At 33.4% G+C, this 18,860-nt stretch carries 18 protein-coding genes; 8 read left to right on the top strand and 10 right to left on the bottom strand.

What is annotated here, in order from left to right; all coding sequences use genetic code 11:
* Positions 1-19: 19 nt before the first annotated feature.
* From EMTOL_RS18285 to EMTOL_RS18295, 3 genes are all read right to left on the bottom strand, one after another.
* Positions 20-2,191, bottom strand: coding sequence for a TonB-dependent receptor (locus EMTOL_RS18285; RefSeq protein WP_015030809.1), 2,172 nt, complete (start codon positions 2,189-2,191; stop codon positions 20-22).
* 101 nt (positions 2,192-2,292) lie between these two features.
* Complete coding sequence (locus tag EMTOL_RS18290) at positions 2,293-2,832, bottom strand: hypothetical protein (protein WP_015030810.1); 540 nt, start codon at positions 2,830-2,832, stop codon at positions 2,293-2,295.
* A gap of 45 nt (positions 2,833-2,877) precedes the next feature.
* Positions 2,878-3,264 (bottom strand): hypothetical protein, encoded by a 387-nt coding sequence (locus EMTOL_RS18295; protein WP_015030811.1) that lies wholly within the window; start codon positions 3,262-3,264, stop codon positions 2,878-2,880.
* Positions 3,265-3,392: 128 nt separating this feature from the next.
* On the opposite strand from EMTOL_RS18295, the gene EMTOL_RS18300 reads away from it, so the two are divergent.
* From EMTOL_RS18300 to EMTOL_RS18315, 4 genes are all read left to right on the top strand, one after another.
* A complete protein-coding gene (locus EMTOL_RS18300) occupies positions 3,393-4,343 on the top strand; it encodes a ribose-phosphate pyrophosphokinase (protein WP_041694248.1) in 951 nt (316 codons plus the stop codon).
* 99 nt (positions 4,344-4,442) lie between these two features.
* Positions 4,443-5,003 carry a 50S ribosomal protein L25/general stress protein Ctc gene (locus EMTOL_RS18305; RefSeq protein ID WP_041693656.1) on the top strand — a complete coding sequence of 187 codons (561 nt, stop codon included), beginning with the start codon at positions 4,443-4,445 and terminating at the stop codon, positions 5,001-5,003.
* 171 nt (positions 5,004-5,174) lie between these two features.
* A complete protein-coding gene (locus EMTOL_RS18310; RefSeq protein ID WP_015030814.1) occupies positions 5,175-6,047 on the top strand; it encodes an ABC transporter ATP-binding protein in 873 nt (290 codons plus the stop codon).
* Positions 6,048-6,061: 14 nt separating this feature from the next.
* Positions 6,062-9,688 (top strand): ABC transporter permease/M1 family aminopeptidase, encoded by a 3,627-nt coding sequence (locus EMTOL_RS18315; RefSeq protein WP_015030815.1) that lies wholly within the window; start codon positions 6,062-6,064, stop codon positions 9,686-9,688.
* A gap of 43 nt (positions 9,689-9,731) precedes the next feature.
* Here EMTOL_RS18315 and EMTOL_RS18320 read toward each other — a convergent pair whose 3' ends face one another.
* Complete coding sequence (locus EMTOL_RS18320) at positions 9,732-10,202, bottom strand: DUF2452 domain-containing protein (protein WP_015030816.1); 471 nt, start codon at positions 10,200-10,202, stop codon at positions 9,732-9,734.
* Between the two features lie 236 nt (positions 10,203-10,438).
* Here EMTOL_RS18320 and EMTOL_RS18325 point away from each other — a divergent pair, with 236 nt between their 5' ends.
* The 3 genes from EMTOL_RS18325 to EMTOL_RS18335 all read left to right on the top strand — a co-directional run bounded on the left by EMTOL_RS18325 (position 10,439) and on the right by EMTOL_RS18335 (position 12,853).
* Entirely contained in the window at positions 10,439-10,957 is a 519-nt protein-coding gene (locus EMTOL_RS18325) for a QcrA and Rieske domain-containing protein (protein ID WP_015030817.1), read from the top strand.
* Between the two features lie 68 nt (positions 10,958-11,025).
* Positions 11,026-12,159, top strand: coding sequence for an AMP-binding protein (locus tag EMTOL_RS18330; RefSeq protein WP_015030818.1), 1,134 nt, complete (start codon positions 11,026-11,028; stop codon positions 12,157-12,159).
* Complete coding sequence (locus tag EMTOL_RS18335; RefSeq protein WP_015030819.1) at positions 12,125-12,853, top strand: hypothetical protein; 729 nt, start codon at positions 12,125-12,127, stop codon at positions 12,851-12,853. The genes EMTOL_RS18330 and EMTOL_RS18335 overlap by 35 nt, the downstream gene beginning before the upstream one ends.
* Positions 12,854-12,892: 39 nt before the next feature.
* Here the strand turns inward: EMTOL_RS18335 and EMTOL_RS18340 are convergent, their stop codons facing one another.
* From EMTOL_RS18340 to EMTOL_RS18350, 3 genes are read right to left on the bottom strand one after another with little or no spacing between them, the layout of a single operon-like run.
* Positions 12,893-13,489 (bottom strand): HD domain-containing protein, encoded by a 597-nt coding sequence (locus tag EMTOL_RS18340; RefSeq protein ID WP_015030820.1) that lies wholly within the window; start codon positions 13,487-13,489, stop codon positions 12,893-12,895.
* Between the two features lie 8 nt (positions 13,490-13,497).
* Positions 13,498-14,643 carry a methionine aminotransferase gene (locus EMTOL_RS18345; RefSeq protein ID WP_015030821.1) on the bottom strand — a complete coding sequence of 382 codons (1,146 nt, stop codon included), beginning with the start codon at positions 14,641-14,643 and terminating at the stop codon, positions 13,498-13,500.
* A complete protein-coding gene (locus EMTOL_RS18350) occupies positions 14,644-15,693 on the bottom strand; it encodes a helix-turn-helix transcriptional regulator (RefSeq protein ID WP_015030822.1) in 1,050 nt (349 codons plus the stop codon).
* 205 nt (positions 15,694-15,898) lie between these two features.
* Here EMTOL_RS18350 and EMTOL_RS18355 point away from each other — a divergent pair, with 205 nt between their 5' ends.
* On the top strand, positions 15,899-17,008 hold the full coding sequence (locus EMTOL_RS18355; protein ID WP_041693658.1) for an MBL fold metallo-hydrolase: 1,110 nt from the start codon (positions 15,899-15,901) through the stop codon (positions 17,006-17,008).
* Between the two features lie 39 nt (positions 17,009-17,047).
* Here EMTOL_RS18355 and EMTOL_RS18360 read toward each other — a convergent pair whose 3' ends face one another.
* The 3 genes from EMTOL_RS18360 to EMTOL_RS18370 form a co-directional block, all read right to left on the bottom strand.
* Positions 17,048-17,596: a DinB family protein gene (locus EMTOL_RS18360; protein WP_015030824.1), complete on the bottom strand. Its 549-nt coding sequence runs from the start codon at positions 17,594-17,596 to the stop codon at positions 17,048-17,050.
* A gap of 56 nt (positions 17,597-17,652) precedes the next feature.
* On the bottom strand, positions 17,653-18,117 hold the full coding sequence (locus EMTOL_RS18365) for a DinB family protein (RefSeq protein WP_015030825.1): 465 nt from the start codon (positions 18,115-18,117) through the stop codon (positions 17,653-17,655).
* 68 nt (positions 18,118-18,185) lie between these two features.
* Positions 18,186-18,761, bottom strand: coding sequence for a hypothetical protein (locus EMTOL_RS18370; RefSeq protein WP_305953271.1), 576 nt, complete (start codon positions 18,759-18,761; stop codon positions 18,186-18,188).
* Positions 18,762-18,860: the final 99 nt, after the last annotated feature.

An 18,860-nucleotide genomic window follows, 5' to 3' on the forward strand; every position in this document is an offset into this window, starting at 1 on the left:
AGTTTGAATTTAGAAAATATCAGAATTTATATCTAATATTTACACCACCAAAATAATATGCTTTACTAGGGCCAGGGTTCACATCGGTAGCAACACCTGTTGGGTAGCCACTACCGGGGTCTGAATCATTGATATTGTTTCCTAAAAACAAGAATGTATAATTTACTTGATTCGTTAAGTTGTTACTGGCAATATATACGTCAAAGTCGAATTTAGGTTTGCTGTATTTGTATCCCACTTTGCTATTTAATAATGAAAAGCTTTTAACCAAATTTGTGTTAGCAAAGTCGGTGTAAACTTCTCCCATATAATTATAGGTATTATTCATGTATAAACCAGCTTTTGTCACAATATCCAACCCAATGGTATATTTGGTTTTAGGCACACCCACCACTTGTTTTCCTGAATAATCAACCAAACCACCACCAAATCTTGTGGTAAAATCTTGGTATTTAAAGTTATAGCTAGAAAGATTCATAAAAGGTTCGATTTTCTTTATAAATCCATTTCCTTGACTAGGGACAACCAAATAGCCTAAACTTAATTCTAACCCTTTATTTAATTGATTACCAGTATTGGCAAAATACGTGTAAGTTCCACCACTAGGCAATACACCTGATAATTGCGTGAGCTTGTTAGAAATTTCAATACTAAATAAAGAAACTTGATAATCTAACCTGCTTCCTGCTAGTAAACCTTGTATTCCTAAATCCCACATTCTTGCTTTTTCAGGCAAAAGCTCATCATTGGCTTTGTTGATTGTACCGATAAAAGCTGTTGTGGCGGTTGGGGCATTATAACCTTCACTATAACTTAAGTTGACAATTTGCTTGCCAATATTTTTTTGTAAAGCAATATGTGGATTATAAGATGTTGTAAAGTTTTTTGTAAACGATAAATCTTTGTTATAACCTGTAACCAAGCCGAGTGGAGCAAGTAGGTCAATTCTTTCGTAGGAAATTTTATTGGCACTTAAACCTAAAATCAAGGCTAAATCATATTTGCTAAATGTTGTACGATTATGTGCAAAGAATGAGTTTTGATTGGTTTTATATTTGAAATAAGAACCTTTCGAAATATCTTGTACTTTTAATGGGTTAGCATCATCCGTTCCTAAAAAACGATAATTTGAAATTAAAGAACGTGATTCTTGCAATTCAGTACCAAGATTCAAATCATTGGTGATGTCTTGGCCTAAGTTACTTTTAATGCTAAAGACTGACCTTAAACCAAAATTTGGATTCATACTGTTTTCGTCTGCTCCAGCAGCTACTCTTTTAAAATCCTGATTAGAATAAAATACGGAGGTATTATTACTAAACTTAGGCGTAAATGCATATTGATGGGTTAAAGCAAACCTTGTGGCAGTGATATTATTTCTAGCATTTTTCTTGGCATAAGCTTGATTGCCATTGTCGATACCTCCATAGTAATCAGCATAAGAAATTTGGCCTGTTACCCCTTCATGAGAATAATTATGGCTCATGTATGCTATAATGGTCTGTTTCTTTGAAAGTTTGAATTCACCCATAAAGGTTAATAGGTTTTTTAAGCTATTCCCCCTTGGACGATAGCCATTTGATTGTAAATGACCATAGTTTAGAAACATAGCCGAACTATCGTTTACTACATCAATTCTTGTATTTGATTGAAACAATCCAAATGAACCTACAGCAGTTTTTTCGGTCAAAGTAACGCCTTTATCTTCTAATGGTCTTAAATAAAAGCGTGCCACGCCACCAACACCACCGCCATACATGGTTGCGGCTGGCCCTTTCACAACTTCTATATTATTGACAGTTGCAAAATCAACATCATCTAAGATTGTTACACCGTCAGCCGTTGTTAATGGAATACCATTGTAATAAGCTTTTACACCCCAGTTATTAAATTTTTGGTCATTTCCGTAGCCACGAATCACAATTCTTTGTCCACCCAATTGTGTACGTTTATCAACTTGTACACCTGCCATCGTACCAAGGCTTTGCTCAATAAATGCTGGGTTATTTCGATTGAGTTCTTCTTCATTTAGAGCTTCAACACTTTGTGCGTGTCGCTTAAATTCACCTCTTTCTTTCGCTGTTTTGCGTTTTTCCTTCACAATAACTTCTTCGAGAGCTTTAGGTGTTTCTTGGGCAAATAAATTTAAAGATATGTTTATAATAATAAGAATGATAGACAGTTTTCTCATGAAATTTAGTTTTTAGTTTATTCAATAGAATTTTGTACTCTGGTAGTTTAACCAGAATAGTTTTTGCCAATACAAAATATGTATTGTAGAAAGAATGAACTTTATTGAATCGAAAATTTCGGGGGAGAGAATAGTTTTGCCGCAAATAAATAGCTGTAAGTGCAGTTGAGTGTGGGAAATTTTGAAAGTATTATTTCTACAAATATTATTCTATTAGGAAATTCAAAGTAGGATAGAATAGCAGGTAGCAAAAGAAAAGAAATTATCAGTTTTGAGGTTGAACGCAAAGGATTTCTTTCATGATTATCATCAATGAGTTTTTTGATTTGAGCAATGATTTGCTCTTCATTTTCATCAGAAATGCAATAATAATATTTTGTTTTATTTATGGTTTTTATTTCAACAATATCATAAAGCTTTCCATTATACCAAAACTCTTTTTCGTCTTCTTCCCATTCAATTTTTGCAAGATTCTGTAAATTACCTTCAATTAAGGTTATTTTTTCTAGTTGTTTATCTTGATTTATATAGCTTCTTATCTCTCTTTTGGCTAATTCTCTTTGCATACTCAATAGGGCACCCAAACCGCCTATCTTGAGTATTACAAATAAAAGAAGAATCCAAACGAAAAGTTTTTTCATGAAGTGTTATGGTTGATGATAGTTTTTTTGAATTAGATGCGAAAACTATTTAGCTTTCTTATCTTTCTTTTTTGGGAAAACATAATCAAACCCATTTTGAATTTTAAGATTATAGTCAAAAAACTCAAGTGCTCTTTGAAGATTATTTCTATTAACAGCTACAAAGTATGGTTTTCGGTCCTCACCTTTGCGTACTAATCGAGCATCAAGCTTGAATATAGTTCCTTCCGGATAATTTGAAACTAATTTTGAAGGACAACTAACTTTCAAATCACACGGGATATTCTGGCCATTGATAGTGCTCAACCGCATTCGTTTTTTGCTTGTATCAAAGTAAGATTCGGCAAAAACATCTAAAAAGAAAATTTTATTCAATTCTGGAACTTCGTCCACTAACGACAATTGCATCAGTTTTAGTCTTTTGTTGGTCATGGCTCTGAATAGTTTAATCCATGAATATCGCAAATCTATGTAAAATTTTAGAAAATATTCAAGCTCACTTATGTTTTTTTGAGCAAAAACCGTACCTTTGCACTTTCTTTTCGAGACATAATCAAGACATGGCAGAAGTTAAGATTTTTTCGGGAACGTCATCTAAGTATTTGGCTAACCGAGTAGCAGATTATTATGGCAAAGATTTGGGTGGGGTAAGCATCAACCGATTTGCCGATAGTGAAATTTCAGTGAGTTATGATGAGTCGGTTCGTGGTTGCGATGTATTCATAGTTCAGTCAACATTTCCACCAAGCGATAACATCATGGAGCTCTTAATGCTCATTGATGCCGCTCGCCGAGCTTCTGCTCACTACGTTTGTGCCGTGATTCCTTATTTTGGTTACGCACGCCAAGACCGAAAAGATAAACCAAGAGTTGGCATTACAGCAAAATTAATTGCTAATATGCTTACCGCTGCAGGAGCAGACCGAGTGATGACGATGGATTTGCACGCAGGCCAAATTCAAGGTTTTTTTGATATTCCTGTTGACCATCTTGAAGGTACTTCTGTATTTGTACCGTATTTGAAGAGTCAGAATTTAGAAAATATCAAATTTGCATCGCCTGACGTAGGAGGTGTAGCTCGATGCCGTAAGTTTGCTTCTTATTTTGATGCAGATATCGTAATCTGTGATAAGCACCGCAAGAAAGCCAATGAAATTGCTTCAATGCAATTGATTGGTGATGTAGAAGGTGCCAATGTTGTTTTGGTTGATGACTTAATTGATACGGGTGGAACCATGTGTAAAGCTGCTCAATTAATTATGGACAGAGGAGCGAATTCGGTTCGTGCATTTTGTACGCACCCAGTTCTTTCAGGTAAAGCTAATGAAAATATTTCAAATTCAGTTTTGACAGAATTAGTGGTAACTGACTCCATTCCATTGCGTTACCATAATGATAAAATTAAGGTTCTTTCGGTTGCCGAACTATTTGGCAAAGCAATTGGACGAATCCGTGATAATGGTTCTATTAGCACATTATTTATAAATTCTCAGCAAAATTTAGGATTTTAATCAATCCAATACTGCTTAGTCTGCAAAGATAAACTTCCAATAAGCAGTTATTCACAATTAAAATAGGCCATTTGATTGGAAGCAAATGTAAAGAACAAAATGAAAAAAGCAGAGATTGTAGGGTATAACAGAGCGAATCTCGGTCGCAGTGCGTCGCAAGAATTACGTAATGAAGGAATGGTACCATGTGTTATTTACGGTGGTGCAGAACAAGTTTCTTTCTATGCTCCAATTTACTTATTCCGTCCATTGTTATTTACTCCAGATGTATATGAAGTAACTATCAACATCGAAGGAAAAGTTTATACAGCAATTTTACAAGATACGCAATTTCACCCAACTAATGACCAAATCACACACGCTGATTTCTTAGAAATCACTCCTGATAAGGTTATTAAGGTGGCTGTGCCTATCAAATTACACGGTCCTTCAGAAGGACAAAAGAAAGGGGGTAAATTGGTTCAAAAAATGCGTAAATTACGTGTTCAAGGCCCAGCTCAACATATTCCTGATTACATCAATATTGATATCAAAGATTTAGATTTAGGTAAATCTGTGAAAGTTGGTGCTATCACACCAATCGAAGGCGTTAAGATTCTTGAAGCTGCGAGCAATCCAGTAGCATTTATCTCTATCCCTCGTGCATTGCGTGGTCAGTAATCAATGTTTTCTGCTAATAGATATAGCGAGCTGTTTATCGGCTCGCTATTTTTTTTGTCACACCAAATAATTACTTCAACACAAACTTAAGTCCATTTATCCCAATTAATTGTTTAAAGTAGTTTAAATTTTTAATTTAGTAGATAATTAAAAACCTAATAAAACTACCCTATGCAATTAGTTATCTCCAATCTAAACAAAACTTACAGCAACGGAGTAAACGCTCTAAAAAATGTAAATCTTACCATTAACCAAGGAATGTTTGGTTTGCTTGGCCCAAATGGGGCAGGAAAATCTTCCTTGATGCGAACAATAGCTACACTACAAGAACCTGATAGTGGCTCGATTTTTCTAGGTGATATTAATGTTCTCACACAAAAAGATGAAGTTAGAAAGACTTTAGGCTATTTACCACAAGAGTTTGGGGTTTATCCGAAAGTCGATGCCTTGACTTTACTGAATCATATTGCCGTGTTGAAGGGTATTACTAATGCTAAAGAAAGAAAAGAAGTGGTGGAGGCTCTTTTGCAAAAAACCAATCTTTGGGAAGCAAGAAAGAAAAACTTAGGTGGATATTCTGGAGGTATGAAGCAAAGATTTGGAATTGCTCAAGCTTTGCTTGCCAATCCGCAACTAATCATTGTTGATGAGCCTACCGCTGGTTTAGACCCAGCAGAAAGGAACAGATTTCTCAATTTATTATCTGAATTAGGCGAAAATACAGTTGTGATTCTTTCTACGCACATTGTTGAAGATGTGAAAGAGTTATGCTCAGATATGGCTATTTTCAATAAAGGTGAAGTATTATTTAAAGGTAGTCCTGATGAAGCCTTAGGAGATCTGACAGGCAAAATTTGGGAAAAACGTATAGCAAAAAATGAGTTAATAGATTTTAAAAATAACTTTTCTGTCATTTCAGAAAAATTAATTGGAGGAAATCCAATCATTCACGTATTATCAGAAACTAACCCTGATGGAACTTTTACTCCAATCGAGGGTGATTTAGAAGATGTTTATTTTTCAAAAATTTTCGCTAACCATTAATCTGATAATCACTTATGTTAAAAGAAGTTTTAAGGTTCGAGTTTTCATACAGAAAAAATCGACCAGCTACATATATTTATTTTGCAATTCTTTTTATCCTTTGTTTTGCAGCAGTAACTTCAAAATATGTAACTATTGGAGGCGTTGCGGGAGGCCAGATTAAAGAAAATTCTCCTTTTAATTTGGCTTTCATGACCATCATCATGACCTTTTTCTTCACTTTTATTTGCTCTGCAATTATGGGTGTGGCTGTTCTTCGTGATTTCGAGCACAAAACAGAGTCGTTGATGTTCAGCACGACAATGTCGAAATTTGATTATTTATTTGGACGATTCATAGGTTCATATATTGTTTTAGCTCTTATCTATTGTTCAATTTGGATGGCCTTTATGTTTGGCTTTTCAATCGGTAAGTTTTTACCATGGAATCCATCTTGGAAAGAAAAAACAATGCTTGCCTTTGACGCTTGGGCATATTTCCAACCATTTATAGTTTGGGGGCTTTCCAATTTATTCATCCAAGGAGCTATTTTCTTTGCGGCAGGTGCTTTGAGTCGGTCAACTATTGTTATTTATACGCAGGGAATTATTTTATTTGTGTTGTATCAGGTATCAGATACTTTATTGCAAGATATTGATAATAAGACATTATCGGCCATGCTTGACCCATTTGGGGTTCGTGCCTTTAGTATTTTTACAGAATATTGGACACCAGCTCAGAAAAACAGTCAAATTGTGCCTTTGGAAGGAATCTTAATTTGGAATCGGCTTGCTTGGATAGGATTTGCCATCATTGTTCTAATTATTACTTATTTTTCGTTTAGTTTCAATGTTGTTAGAAGTAGCTTATTCAAGAAAAAAAATAAGTCAGAAGAAAAATCGAAAATTTCCCCAGAATTAGTTACGATTCCATCGGTGCATCAATTTTTAGGATTTAGAACCAATATTATACAACTCTGGAAACAAGCCATTTTTTACTTCAAAATGGTGATTAGAGAAGTGCCATTTATTGCTATTGTTTTTGTTGGTTTAGTTGATTTATGCGTTAGTTCATTTTATTTTCAAAAAATGTATGGCACAAGTTCTTATCCAATTACAGCAAATGTTTTGGGTTTATTGAACGGCTTTGATATGTATTTTTTGATTATTTCGGTATTTTATTCAGGTGAATTGATTTGGAAAGAGCGGGTAACAAACATGCACCTCATTATTGATGCAACACCAGTTTTGGATTGGGTAAATTTAATGGCTAAATTTATTGGAATGTTATTAGTTTATATCGGTTTACTATTGATTCTTATTTTATCAGGAATTTTGGTTCAAGCTGCCCACGGATATTATAATTTTGAAATATTACTTTACTTTAAAACGCTATTTACCAGTACTTTAGCCTTTTTAATTCTATATACTTTACTCTCATTTTTTGTACAAGTTATGGCCAACAATAAATTTATTGGATTTGCCATGATGTTTGTATTTTTCTTAACAACCTTCTTTTTAGGGGCTGCGGGCATTCAGCATCCATTGTTGATGTTTGGAAGTGGTAGTTTACGCGATTATTCAGACATGAATAAATACGGCCATTTTTTCCAAACCTTCTCTTGGCTTAAATTATATTGGTTAATGTTTGTAATTGCACTGTTTATTGTATCGGTGGTGCTCTCGGTTAGAGGTTCGGAGGCAATTCTAAAAACTCGATTGAAAGTTGGAAAACTTAGGCTTACAAGACCCGTTCTAACACTTGGAATTTTTGTATTACTAGCATTTATCGGAACAGGGTGTTATGTTTTCTATAATACTAATCAGATTAATAAATATGAATCAAGAGAAGCGGCCGAAGAAAAACAAGTACAATATGAAAAAACGCTAAAAAAATTCGAAAAACTCGCTCAACCTAAAATAGTTGATGTAAATCTAAAAGTTGAAATTTATCCAAGTTCAAGAGATTTTATTGCGGAAGGTTATTTTTGGTTAAAGAACAAAACTGATAAAGTTATTTCAGATGTGCATATTCAAAATGACGTAAGACACAAAATGAAACTTGAAACGCTTAGTTTTGAAGGTGGTGCTAAAGCCAATAAACAATACGATAAATTCGGTTATGTAATTTATACCTTAAATAAACCCTTAGCACCGAAAGACTCTGTCAAAATGTCATTTAAAACTAAGTTTGAGACAAACGGCTTTGTGGCAGGGCAATCAAATACGGATGTTGTTTATAATGGGACTTTCTTCAATAATCTTTATTTCCCAACAATTGGTTATAATGATAATTATGAAATTGATGATGATGATACAAGAAGAAAACATAAATTGCCCGAAAAAGAACGTATGATGGAACAAAATGATTCGATTGGACTATCTCAAAGTTTATTTGGTGATGATGCCGATTACATTCGTTTTGAAATGGTTATTGGTACAGAAAAAGACCAAATTGCTATTGCTCCTGGCTATCTTCAAAAATCTTGGGAAGTAAGTAATCGCAAGTACTTCCATTATAAAATGGATGTACCTATGTGTAATTTTTATTCTATTGTTTCAGCACGATATGAAGTAAAGAAAGATAAATGGAGGAATGTCAACCTTGAAATTTACTATAATAAAGGGCATGAATATAACCTTGAAAAAATGATGACTTCAATGAAGGCTTCATTTGATTATTTCTCTAAAAACTTCACACCATATCAATATCGTCAGATGAGAATTATGGAGTTCCCTCGATATGCAGAATTTGCACAGTCATTTGCCAATACAGTTCCATTCTCAGAGGGAATTGGCTTTATTCAGAAGGTTTCAGACCCGGAGGAAGATTTAGATATGCCTTTCTACGTAACAGCCCACGAATTGGGACATCAATGGTGGGGGCACCAAGCAGCGGAGGCAAATGTCAAAGGCAATGCAATGCTTTCAGAAACACAAGCTCAGTATTCTGCTTTAATGGTTATGAAACATGCTATAAAGCCAGAATTAATGCAGAAGTTTTTGAAATATGAGTTAAATAGCTATCTAAGAGGGCGTTCAAGCGAAAGAAAAAAAGAACAACCCCTAAATATGGTTGAAAGACAAGGGTACATTCATTATCGAAAAGGTTCTGTGGTGATGTATGCCCTTCAAGATTATATTGGCGAAGAAAAGGTAAATTTAGCTTTAAGAAATTTCTTGGCAGAATGGCAATATCCGGGGCCAGATTCTAAGAATAAGCGTTATCCTACAAGTAATGATTTGCTAAAATATTTCAAAGAGCAAACACCTGATTCGTTGAAATATATTATTCACGATATGTTTGAGACGATTACACTTTTTGAAAATAAAACGGAAAGTGTAACCTACAAGGAATTGAAAAATAAAACATATGAGGTAACACTCAATACAAAAAGTGAAAAATTCAGAGCTGATAGTTCGGGCAATGAAAAAGCTATTCCGATAAATGACTGGATTGATATTGGCGTTTATGGAAAAGACGAAAAAGGTGAAGATAAATTATTATTCTTAGAGAAGAGAAAAATCACGAAAAAGGATAATATTTTTAAAATTATTGTGAATCAAATACCTTCTAAGGCAGGTATTGACCCAATCAATAAACTCATTGACCGGCACGCTGAAGATAACAATAAAAATGTTAGCAAATCGGAGAGTATTTAGTTTTAATTTAGTAAAAAAGCGAGTAAAACTCGCTTTTTTACATTTATGCCATTTCATCTAAATCAATGGTTCCTGCTCTATTATCGTCATTGAAAAATTCTACTTTCCAAGTATGATCAGCTAAAAGAAATACTTTCGCCAAAAATTGGTTATAAGGAAATTTTCTTCCCCATTCATGTGGTGCTACCATTGAAAGCAAATCAGTTCCATCTTTTTTCTCATACAGATAATATACATGGCCAATGATTGGCTCAAATCCAATAATAGCATCATAAATTCTTTCGGATATTTCAATTCGATTTTGAACTTCTTTGGCTTGCTGGGCTAGTAATTCAATTTGCTTGTAAATCTTATTAATTTGGTCGTGGGTTTGCTGACGCATGGCCAATTGTGCCTTACCTTTCACTTTTCCCATATCCTCTGGTCGGATAACAGCACTGGCAGCGTTATGAGCGTATTCTAATAATCCTGGATTTTCAGCGACCTTTATTTTGTCTATTGGATTCTTTTCCATGAATGATTTAAAATTTTGAAATATCAAATAAAATTTGATAAATAATCTATTATTTGCAAATATAATGGATAAAATAACTGTAAAATAAAGAATAAATAAAAATATTATCTAAATACTCAACTCTTTTCCAAATTTTACGTATTTATTTTACAACAATATAATATTGTAATTGTTTAATTAATTGAATACTTTTGAATGATTTGCAATGTACTAATCTCCTAAAATTTAATAATATTATGAACGAAACTTCGAACACAAACATCGACACAATCAATTCTATAGAACAGAACAAAACTAATCAAACAATTGATAGAAAAGAGTTTATGAAACAAGTTGGCCTTAGCTTTGGGGCAATCATGCTCATGAATTGTCTTCAATCTTGCGGGGATGGTGGAGATATTCCAGACCCTAATCCAACAAATACAACAGGTAAAGTCGATTTTACAATAAATCTCAATGACGCAGCCAATGCGGCTTTGAAAACTAAAGGTAATTACTTAGTAATCAAAGCACAAAATGTAATTATTGCTCGTGTAAATGATACAAACGGTACTTTTCTTGCAGTTGATTCAAGATGTACGCATGAACAGACTACAATAAACTATCGTTCGTCTTCAAATGATTTTTATTGTCCTAATCATGGCTCAACATTTTCTTCAACTGGAGCTGTTACCAAAGGACCTGCTTCTTTAGCTCTTACTCGATTTAACACTTCTTTCGATGCAACTAATAATACTCTGAGAGTTTTTGCTTAACTTTGTGTAGCAAAATATTTATTCAACCCTTCTCGTTTTACTAATGAGAAGGGATTTTTATTTTAATTATGATTTTTTTAGAAAGAGATGGTACGCACATCAATACGCTACCAAATAATCCATATTACGAAAAAGTATTAAAATTCAAAAAGGCTTGGGAATCTGGTCAAGAAACTTTTGAAGTGCATACCTCGGGTTCGACTGGAACCCCCAAAAAAATTACTCTTCACCGTAAACAAATGATTGATTCGGTGAAAATGACTGCCAAAGCTTTTGATTTAGAAGAGGGAGATACGGCTTTTTGTTGTTTAAACATCGATTATATAGCAGGGATGATGATGCTCGTTCGAGCATTTGAAATCGGAATGGATTTGGTAGTTGTTGAGCCAAGTTCAAATCCGTTTGAGACGATTGAAAAGCATTTGTATATTTTAAAATCTAATCGTGGTAGAAATTTCTTTGCATTTGTTCCTTTACAAATTCAAACTCTACTCGAAAGCAAACCAATTTTTACAGAAATTTTAAATTCTGCAAAAGCTATCATTATCGGCGGGGCAGCAGTCAATGAGCACATTCTTGAAAAAGTTCAAATGCTTTTCCCACCAGTATATGTAACCTATGGGATGACTGAGACCATTACTCATGTAGCCATTAAAAGAATAAATGGCTCTGAAAAAGATGATTTCTTCAATACTTTAGATGGCGTTGATATTCAACTCAACGATGAAAATTGCTTAATGATTAAGTCGAAAACGACTAATAATGAATGGATTACAACCAATGATGTTGCAGAAATAATCAATGGAAGTAGTTTTATCTTGCATGGTAGAATTGATAATGTCATCAATAGTGGGGGGGTAAAGATTCAATTAGAAAAAATTGATAAAGTGGCCGAACTTGTATTAAAAAGAATTCAAGAACCTGAAAAAGTCTTAAATAGGTATTTTGTATTTAGTTTACCTGATGAAAAATTAGGTGAAAGATTAATTTTTGTCTTGGAGAAAGAACCCAATAAGCAATTTCCAAGTAAAGATGATGCTCTTAAGGTAGATATTTTGCAGGCATTCAAAGAAATATTGCCTAAATTTGAAGCTCCAAAAGAAGTATTTTTTGTAGAAAAATTAATTGAAACTCCAACCGGAAAAATTGATAAAATTAAAACGATAAATGCCTACGTTCTCCCTCAAATATCAAACGGCTGAGAATATTCCAGCTCCTTTTGCTCATGCGATTGAAATTAATGGAAATATTGAGCAAAATAAAGACTTAGAATTAAGTTTTGAATTGACATATCTCGACCGTGAAGATTTATCAGAAGAAGATTTATTGGAGGATGGATTTACCTTAAATGATGATTTTTCTTGGCAAGGTAACCTCCCAAATGTATGGTCTGACGTTGTTTTAGGTAATTTAAAAACTGCTAATGAATTAAATATCAAATCTTTAGAGCCTCATCAAGATTTTTGGCAAGTTGAATTTGAGGGTAAAACTTTCTATCCAAAAAGTACCGATGCATTTAAGTATTTAATTGAAGAACTTCAACAAGCAGTCTTTGAGAAAGCAGGTAAAGAGGCATCCTTAAAAATTACTTATTTGAAGTATCAGGGTGCTGAAAATACAGAAGTAATCGTTTCAGCTTCTTTTGTTGAGCGGAAACTTCAAATATTTAAAAATGATTTAGTTCAAAATACCAAAGAAAACAAAATCTTACCTTGGGATGAATTGAATTTTATTTTAAAGAATACGTTTTCAGGTGAATTTGAAGCAGATTTTGCTCATGGAAAAAAGCCAGTTCACAAGGGCTTATTTGTGAATGCAGGAGATGAGCTTTGGTATGAAGTAGGGAAATCTTTGTTAATTCAACCCAATAAGATTTTCAAAATAATGAAATTATAATTGTTTATTTATCAATCAAAAAAGGGGATTCGTATTAAATTACGAATCCCCTTTTTTGTTTAAGAGCGATTTTAAAGACTTAAGTCGGGCATATTTAGTGCTATTTCTTAATTCATTGCTTGATTTGGTCCAATATTGGTGTTTTTCTAAAAAATCCACCTGCATTTTTACCCACTCCTCCTTACTTCTAAGCATTTCTCTTTGCTTCAATTCTTGGAATAATAATTCAGAAGTAGGTTCATAATCTTCTCTACCGAGATAGTCAAGGTCAGCATCGGCCAATATCTTCTCTAATATAGTTTTGGGAGATTGTGGAATTTTTGTAGCCATAATCATTCCAATAATAATATCAATTTGTTCAGGCGTATATCCAAATTGAGGTAGAATTAATTGAGCGATTCTACAACTTTCATGTTCGTGCCCTCTGTATGAACATATAAAGCCTAAATCATGAAATAAGGCTGCCGTTTTTATTAGTTTTAACAAAATTTCGTCATTAATCCCCTCATTAGTGGCAATGGACTGAGCAGCATTAACTACATCAATCGTGTGATTAATGCCATGATAAAACAAAGTCGGTGAAAGATTTTGTCTTAGTTTATCAAATATATATGTTTCAACTGCCGAAATATCCATAATAAAAATCAGAGTTTACATAATTTTTCGGCCGCTTTTTCAAGCATTTCATCATCTTTAGCAAAACAGAATCTTAAAATTTTATTGTCAATTTTCTCCGAATAAAATACCGAAATAGGAATTGATGCTACACCAATTTCTTTAGTCCATTTAATAGCTAAATCATAATCAGGCTCATCGGTAATTTTCTTGTAAGAAACCATTTGAAAAAAGCTTCCTTCTGCGGGTATCCAGTCAAATCTTGAAGGTTTTAACCAATTATTGAATTTATCACGTTTTTCTTGGTAAAACTGTGTGACTGATAAATAATTATCAGGCTCTTTTAAGAAATCGGCAAAGGCATATTGAAATGGAGTTGGGCATGAGAAAGTAATCCATTGGTGGGCTTTACGAAACTCAGCCGTTAATTCTTTTGGTGCTAGACAATAACCTAACTTCCAACCAGTAGTATGAAAAGTCTTTCCAAATGAGCCACATACAAAAGTTCTTTCCTTCAATTCTGGATGCATGGATGGCGACCAATGTTTTCTTCCATCAAAAATTATATGTTCATAAACTTCATCAGAAATAATAAATATACCTGTGTTTTTGGTGATTGCAGCAAGTGAATTTATATTATTTTGAGTAAAGCACTTTCCAGTTGGATTGTGTGGCGTTGTTAGAATAATGGCTTTGGTCTTGTCTGTTATTTTACTTTTGACTAAATTCCAATCAATTGCAAAGTTATTTTCAGGTGAAAGAGTAACATAAACTGCTTTTCCACCATTGAGTTCAATAGATGGTACATAACTATCGTATGCAGGCTCAAAAACAATTACTTCATCGCCTTTATGAATAATGGCTGTCATGATAGCATAAAGTACCTCTGTACAACCAGAAGCGATGGTTATTTCATCATTCGGATGGTAATTGAGTTGATATAAATCAGCTGTTTTTTGTGCAATTGCTTCACGTAAAGGCATGATTCCAGCCATTGGAGCATATTGATTCATCCCTTTTTTCATGTGATGGTTCACCAATTCAATCAATTTGGGAGAACAGTTGAAATTAGGAAATCCTTGTGAAAGGTTTAATGCCCCAGTTTCAGCGGCTAATTGCGACATCACAGTGAAAATGGTTGTTCCAATGTTGGGTTGTTTTGAACTAATTTGCATTTATTTTTTGATTCTTTCTAATTCAAATTTCATTTCATCTACCAATGTTCCTAATTTACTGTAAGGAGTAATTGGTTCGGGCAAAATATTACTAACAAAAGCTTTAATTTCCCAAGTTTCAATGACATCAGTAAATGGAATCTCAGAGCTTGGAAAGCGATTATTATCGGTACTTAGTAGGAGAGTACCTTTGATTTTTACTTGATTATATACCCTCCGGTAAATGATACCTTGTGATTTCGTGACAAGAACATAATTTTTTCCATCTAGAATTTCATGCCAGTTTTTTACCAAAGAACCAATTAACAAAGCCCCTTCAAATGAAAAGTCTTCTCCTGCTTCAAAAGCACGGTATTCACCATGAGTTAGTGTTGGTATACTGAATGAAAAGAGTGTTTTTAAAAAATTTATATCACTGTATCTAACCAAATATTCATTGAATTGCAATCTTCGAACATATTGTATATTTCCTGTATTGGTTTGATTAAAAGGTGTCTGTTGTGCCGTAGTAGGTGGTGCTGAAATTGGAGCTTCTCTTTCAAAACTTGGCTTTAGAGTAACGCTTTGTGCTACATTTTCAGTAGTTTTTGTTTCAGTATGTCTTTCAAATGATTGCGTATTTTCGCCCAAAAATTTTTTCATTAAATCTCCAATGGCTGGCACCGAATAATTATCAAAATCTTTCGGTGGAGGAGTGGAATGAAAAGGTTTTTCTTCAAAATTTGGTAAATTATTGATAGGAATATCAAATGGATCAATCTCTTTCAAAACACTTTCTTCGGGAACATTACCATAAAATGGTTTTGATTCGAAGCCAAAAGTAAGGTCAGGTGTTTCTCTTAATTTCCGAATATCTCTTTTAACAAAGTCATCTACAGTTATTCCAAATGTATTGGCAATGATTTTTAATAAATCTACTGGTGGAATAGCCCTCGATTCTTCATAAGCTCCTACATTGGCTCTTTTGGTGCCAATTCGGCGAGCAAATTGTTCTTGTGTTAATCCATTGATTCGACGCAAGTACTTTAGGTTGTTACTGATGAGTGACATTTTTATTGATTTAGTTTAAGCACGAATAATTGTACAATTCTAATCATTGAATTGTGCTTTCGAATATCTAAAATTTTTAGCAATTCACAAAAAAATATAAAAAATAATCACTTTTGACTTATTTTTTTATTGAATTTAGGCTTGATTTATCTAATTGGAACTTATTTTATTGAAACTAGAGTTTAGACTTAGAAATAATATAAATATGAATTTTTTGAAAAAGATGATTACTTGGATAATTGGAATTGTATTGGTTTTAGGTATTGGTGTTTGGCTTTTTTTGAAACAAGCCATTTTTGGTGCCAATCCAACGGAAAGCCGACTTGAGAGAATTGAGAAGTCTATAAATTATAAAGACGGCTCATTTCAAAATTTATCTTATACCTCGGTTATGTCAGAAAGTGGCAGTTATTGGGAAATGATTAAGCAAAACTTAAATAAACCCAAAGATGCAACGCCAAGCAAAGAATTACCTTCTGTTCGAACTGATTTGAAAAAATTAGAGGCAGATTTACCAACTATTGTTTGGTTTGGACATTCTTCCTATTTAATTAAATCAAAAAATACAAATATTTTAATTGACCCTGTATTTAGTGGTTCTGCTTCGCCAATTAGTGCTTTTGTTAAGGCTTTTAAAGGTGCAGATGTATATAAGGTTGCTGATATACCCGAGATAGACATGCTGTTTTTATCACATGACCATTATGACCATTTAGATTATAAAACTATATTAGAAATCGCCCCAAAAGTAAAGAAGTTTTATGTTTCTTTAGGGGTTGGTGCACATTTAGAGCATTGGGGGATAAGTTCAGATAAAATAGTTGAATTTGATTGGTGGGAAAATGTGGTCGTTTCTAATGAAATTAATATCACGGCAACACCAGCACGACATTTTTCGGGTAGAGCTTTTACAAGGGGTAAATCTTTATGGTCTTCGTTTGTGTTAAAAATTGATGGTTATAAAATTTTCTTGGGTGGCGATTCTGGTTATGATACGCATTTCAAGAAAATTGGAGAGCAATTTGGGCCATTTGATATTGCATTGCTTGAAAATGGGCAATATAATTTGCTATGGCATAATATTCATACATTGCCAGAAGAAACCTATTTAGCGGCAAAGGATTTGAAAACAAAAGTGTTGATGCCTGTTCACTGGGCAAAATTTGATTTAGCAATTCATTCTTGGAATGAACCAATCAAACGTCTTTTAGCGGCTGCCGCCAATGATGATTCATTGAAAATTACCACCCCAATGATTGGAGAACCAGTAGTTTTAGATAAAAACTATCCAAGTAGCAAATGGTGGGAGTTTTAATAAAGAAAAAAGAGCCATGCAAATGGCTCTTTTTTTATTTTAATATTCATCGTCGAAATAGCTACTTGCTTTATATTCATCATCAAAATCATCAAACTTACTTGATTTTGGAGCAGATTTTTTCAAGATGGCTATTTGTCCATTATGGTAAAGGTCATGATGAATGATTCCGTGAAGCAAGGTATAGAAATCGTATTCTGCACCAGGCACTATCTCGGTTAAAAAACTATCATCTTTTTCATCTAAACCACTAATGAGTTCATCGTGACTGAGCGTGAGTTCCATTTGAAGGGTTTCCCATTCAAATTCATCGACTTCAATCATATTTCCCCAATTTTGCTTCTCAGTTTTAATTTCAAATTCAGCATCCCCTTGAATTTTTTTCAATGCAAAAATTCTCCAAGTAGTGATGTGATAAACCAATTCTGCGATGGTATGAATGTTTTTTTGACGATTACCAGCCGTTTTAGGTTTAATGTCTTTTAAATTTTCTAAAACTGAAGGCCCGTGCCAAGCACCACCATGAAAAGTGGCATTTAACAGCGTCTTAATGCGTTCAAGTTCTGTTGTTTGCAATTCTTCTGCCATAATAAATCCTTTGCTTTCCTATATGTTTGGATTTCTCCAAACTTGATTTTATTTTATTAATCCCACAAAACCCAAATCATTCCTAGATGGTAGGTATCATGTTGAATCAAACCTGTTAATAATTTATAAAAATCATAATCTTGTCCGGGGACAAGTCTATTCAATAAACTATCATCAAACTCAATTAGTTTATTAATCAATTTTTCTTGGGCAGTTTTTAAATTATTAACTAGGTTAGACCAATTCTCTTTTGTAATTTCTTCATCAGAGCCGTAGTTTTCAATATCATCGACCAAATCAAAGCGAATGTTATCGTTTAATTTTTCAAATACAAAAGTTCTCCAAGCAGCTAGGTGAAACACAATTTGGCAGATGGTATGCTTCGAGAAACTTTTTCTTGCATCTACAACATCGAGCGGCATTGAGTTTAGAAATTCCATTACCGATGGTCCATGCCAAGCATCTCCTCTAAAAACTGTGTCTAAATTATCTATTATTTTTTCAAGTTGGTTGTTGTTCATAACATGAAGTATAATTTACACGCAAATTTCTAAAAAAGCCTCGAATTGACATACTTTTATTTGAAAAATTAAATTTTAAGTTTTGGATTCCTTTTAATTAGTTGACCAAAGGTATTTAAAGCCTCGTCAATTTTTTTCATTGGAATATTTCCTTTATTGGCTGAAATAAACGGCACTAGTTTTTTGAAATAAAACTTAAGCCTTGTTTCATTTTTGGTTGGATAATCGTAAAGATCCATTTCAATTCCATGTATAAAATTGTACGCAATGTGCACATTTTGGTCATACAAAGGATATACTTCGGGCTTAATTAAATGTAGAACAAATGTTCTTGAAACGGCGGCTACATCTTTAAATTTTTCATTAAATACATCCAAATCTAGGCTTTCTTCGAATTTCATATCGTTAATGTAATCCAAATGAGGATAGATTTTATCTTTAATGGCCGCACTTCTTATTTTGCCTAATCCTGCTTGGCTTTGCCATTCGAATAACTCCATAATATCGTTATGAGTGAATGGCTTATCAATTTTTATGTGCTTATAATAATTACTTTCCCAGTTTGAATTAAAATCATAAAGCTGAGACCAGTGCTCCACAAATGTTGCAAAATCATTTGTAGGAGAAAACATTAAAAAATTCATAGTTATTAATTTACTATTTTTTTTGTTGGTAGGTGATTTATATACAAATTTCGATATTTTTTTTGTTTTCCTACTATTAAGCAGGTATTTTTACTGCAT

It is taken from the genome of Emticicia oligotrophica DSM 17448 (assembly GCF_000263195.1).
Lineage (GTDB): Bacteria > Bacteroidota > Bacteroidia > Cytophagales > Spirosomataceae > Emticicia > Emticicia oligotrophica.

Bases quoted from the DNA above. Each gene is read 5' to 3' on its own strand.
- EMTOL_RS18365 (WP_015030825.1), bottom strand. From the start codon at position 18,117: ATGAACAACAACCAACTTGAAAAAATAATAGATAATTTAGACACAGTT.
- EMTOL_RS18355 (WP_041693658.1), top strand. From the start codon at position 15,899: ATGAATTTTTTGAAAAAGATGATTACTTGGATAATTGGAATTGTATTG.
- EMTOL_RS18300 (WP_041694248.1), top strand. From the start codon at position 3,393: ATGGCAGAAGTTAAGATTTTTTCGGGAACGTCATCTAAGTATTTGGCT.
- EMTOL_RS18285 (WP_015030809.1), bottom strand. From the start codon at position 2,191: ATGAGAAAACTGTCTATCATTCTTATTATTATAAACATATCTTTAAAT.
- EMTOL_RS18330 (WP_015030818.1), top strand. From the start codon at position 11,026: ATGATTTTTTTAGAAAGAGATGGTACGCACATCAATACGCTACCAAAT.
- EMTOL_RS18350 (WP_015030822.1), bottom strand. From the start codon at position 15,693: ATGTCACTCATCAGTAACAACCTAAAGTACTTGCGTCGAATCAATGGA.
- EMTOL_RS18320 (WP_015030816.1), bottom strand. From the start codon at position 10,202: ATGGAAAAGAATCCAATAGACAAAATAAAGGTCGCTGAAAATCCAGGA.
- EMTOL_RS18360 (WP_015030824.1), bottom strand. From the start codon at position 17,596: ATGGCAGAAGAATTGCAAACAACAGAACTTGAACGCATTAAGACGCTG.
- EMTOL_RS18335 (WP_015030819.1), top strand. From the start codon at position 12,125: ATGCCTACGTTCTCCCTCAAATATCAAACGGCTGAGAATATTCCAGCT.
- EMTOL_RS18325 (WP_015030817.1), top strand. From the start codon at position 10,439: ATGAACGAAACTTCGAACACAAACATCGACACAATCAATTCTATAGAA.
- EMTOL_RS18315 (WP_015030815.1), top strand. From the start codon at position 6,062: ATGTTAAAAGAAGTTTTAAGGTTCGAGTTTTCATACAGAAAAAATCGA.
- EMTOL_RS18370 (WP_305953271.1), bottom strand. From the start codon at position 18,761: ATGAATTTTTTAATGTTTTCTCCTACAAATGATTTTGCAACATTTGTG.
- EMTOL_RS18290 (WP_015030810.1), bottom strand. From the start codon at position 2,832: ATGAAAAAACTTTTCGTTTGGATTCTTCTTTTATTTGTAATACTCAAG.
- EMTOL_RS18305 (WP_041693656.1), top strand. From the start codon at position 4,443: ATGAAAAAAGCAGAGATTGTAGGGTATAACAGAGCGAATCTCGGTCGC.
- EMTOL_RS18295 (WP_015030811.1), bottom strand. From the start codon at position 3,264: ATGACCAACAAAAGACTAAAACTGATGCAATTGTCGTTAGTGGACGAA.
- EMTOL_RS18340 (WP_015030820.1), bottom strand. From the start codon at position 13,489: ATGGATATTTCGGCAGTTGAAACATATATATTTGATAAACTAAGACAA.
- EMTOL_RS18345 (WP_015030821.1), bottom strand. From the start codon at position 14,643: ATGCAAATTAGTTCAAAACAACCCAACATTGGAACAACCATTTTCACT.
- EMTOL_RS18310 (WP_015030814.1), top strand. From the start codon at position 5,175: ATGCAATTAGTTATCTCCAATCTAAACAAAACTTACAGCAACGGAGTA.